This is a genomic window from Mesorhizobium sp. M7A.F.Ca.US.005.03.2.1, from assembly GCF_003997795.1.
GTDB classification, from domain to species: Bacteria; Pseudomonadota; Alphaproteobacteria; order Rhizobiales; family Rhizobiaceae; genus Mesorhizobium; species Mesorhizobium ciceri.
This window is the reverse complement of the sequence record NZ_RZRP01001194.1, coordinates 1-1,422: the sequence shown is the minus strand read 5'-3', so window position 1 is coordinate 1,422 and position 1,422 is coordinate 1. Positions and strand designations below refer to the sequence as shown.

Sequence of the window (1,422 nt, the reverse complement as noted above, 5' to 3'; positions counted from 1 at the left end):
GTGCTTATCCTGTTCACCGCCAGCCCGGTCCCCGATCCGGCCAGCGGACGCACCGAGCCTTCGCTGTTCGCGCCGGCGATTTCCACCAACTGGGACTACATAACGCCGGCACAGACCTGGCTGCTGGTCGTGCTGACCGGCGCGACGTTGATCTGCGTCGCCGCGTGGCCGATCGCGACCTGGCTGGAACGCCGGGCGGATGCCGGCGGAAACCGTTTTCGGTCCGATATACCGCCCGCTGCGGCCGTGCGGCAGATTCCCGGCCGTCGCATGTTCGGCCGCCAAGGCCGTTGAACGGCAACCGACACCTTCCCACATGATTGTGAATGGCCGCGTCGGCGGACACCGGTTTCGCGCGTCGATCAAAATGGACGACCGTTTTCACCGGTGCCAGAATGGCGGTTACGTCGCTTACGCAAAACTGTCGGTTCCGATGCCTGAAATCACCACAAAACCGCGTACCCAGATCAAGCCGCAAGTCGAACGGCCAAAACTCTACAAGGTCATCCTCATCAACGACGATTTCACGCCGCGCGAATTCGTGGTGACGGTGCTGAAGGGCGAGTTCAAACTCAGCGAGGACCAAGCGCACCGGGTGATGATCACTGCGCATCGGCGTGGCGTCTGCGTCGTCGCCGTGTTCACCAAGGATGTCGCCGAGACCAAGGCGACGCGCGCCACCGATGCCGGCAAGGCCAAGGGCTATCCGCTGATGTTCACGACGGAGCCGGAGGAGTAGAGCAGGGGGCTTTCCCTTCTCCGACAAGGGGAGAAGGAAAAAGAGCGCCGCGCTACCGTCCCTCGCGGTACCACATCGAACCCATTGCCAGAAGCAGCAGGCCGAGGCCGAGGAAGCCGCCGAACAGCGGCACGCGCGAGACGGCTTTGAGCACGCTGTCGTCTGTCGTGCGCAGGCCGATCCAGTCGCTGCCGGATGCGGCACCAGCCGAGCGCACCGGCACGATGGAAGGCAGCGTCACGTCGCTGCCAAGGGCTGTGGAAGACGCCAGCCGGCGCACGCTGCCGCCGGTGGCTTCCGCCGGCGCCTTCAGCCGGTTTTCGGTGGAAATGACGTCTGCGAATTCCGGTGCGTTGACCGGCCCGACATGGGCAAGCGCGGTGAGGTCGCCATTGGCGACCTGGTAGAGCCCGATCTCGCTGGTCTCGACGCTGCCGAGGAAGACCCCGGGCTCGGCTTTGTCGAGCTTGACGGTCAAGGTTTTGCCGGACGGGGTGATGATCTGCGCGGCGCCGGGATCGTCGGCCATCGTCTGGCGGCGGATTTCCAGCATCATGCCACGACCATCGGCGGTCAGCCGCTCCTCCTCGAGCTCCGGCTCCTTCATCAGCCAGTGCGCGATGCGCCGATAAAGCTGGACATGCGGGCCGCCGCCCTCGAAGCCGCGCGCCCACAGCCAGCCC

General features: G+C 65.3%; 2 protein-coding genes and 1 pseudogene. 2 read left to right on the top strand and 1 reads right to left on the bottom strand.

The window, feature by feature from the left end:
* Both EN991_RS36145 and clpS read left to right on the top strand, forming a co-directional pair.
* Positions 1 to 294 (top strand): hypothetical protein (locus tag EN991_RS36145; protein ID WP_127370515.1); only part of this gene is annotated, 294 nt, incomplete at its 5' end.
* Positions 295 to 433: 139 nt separating this feature from the next.
* The gene (gene clpS / locus EN991_RS36140) at positions 434 to 739 is read left to right on the top strand and encodes an ATP-dependent Clp protease adapter ClpS (protein ID WP_013529964.1); all 306 of its coding nucleotides are present in this window, start codon (positions 434 to 436) and stop codon (positions 737 to 739) included.
* A 52-nt stretch (positions 740 to 791) separates the two neighbouring features.
* Here clpS and EN991_RS36135 read toward each other — a convergent pair.
* A pseudogene (locus EN991_RS36135) lies at positions 792 to 1,422 on the bottom strand (hypothetical protein); the annotation flags it as partial.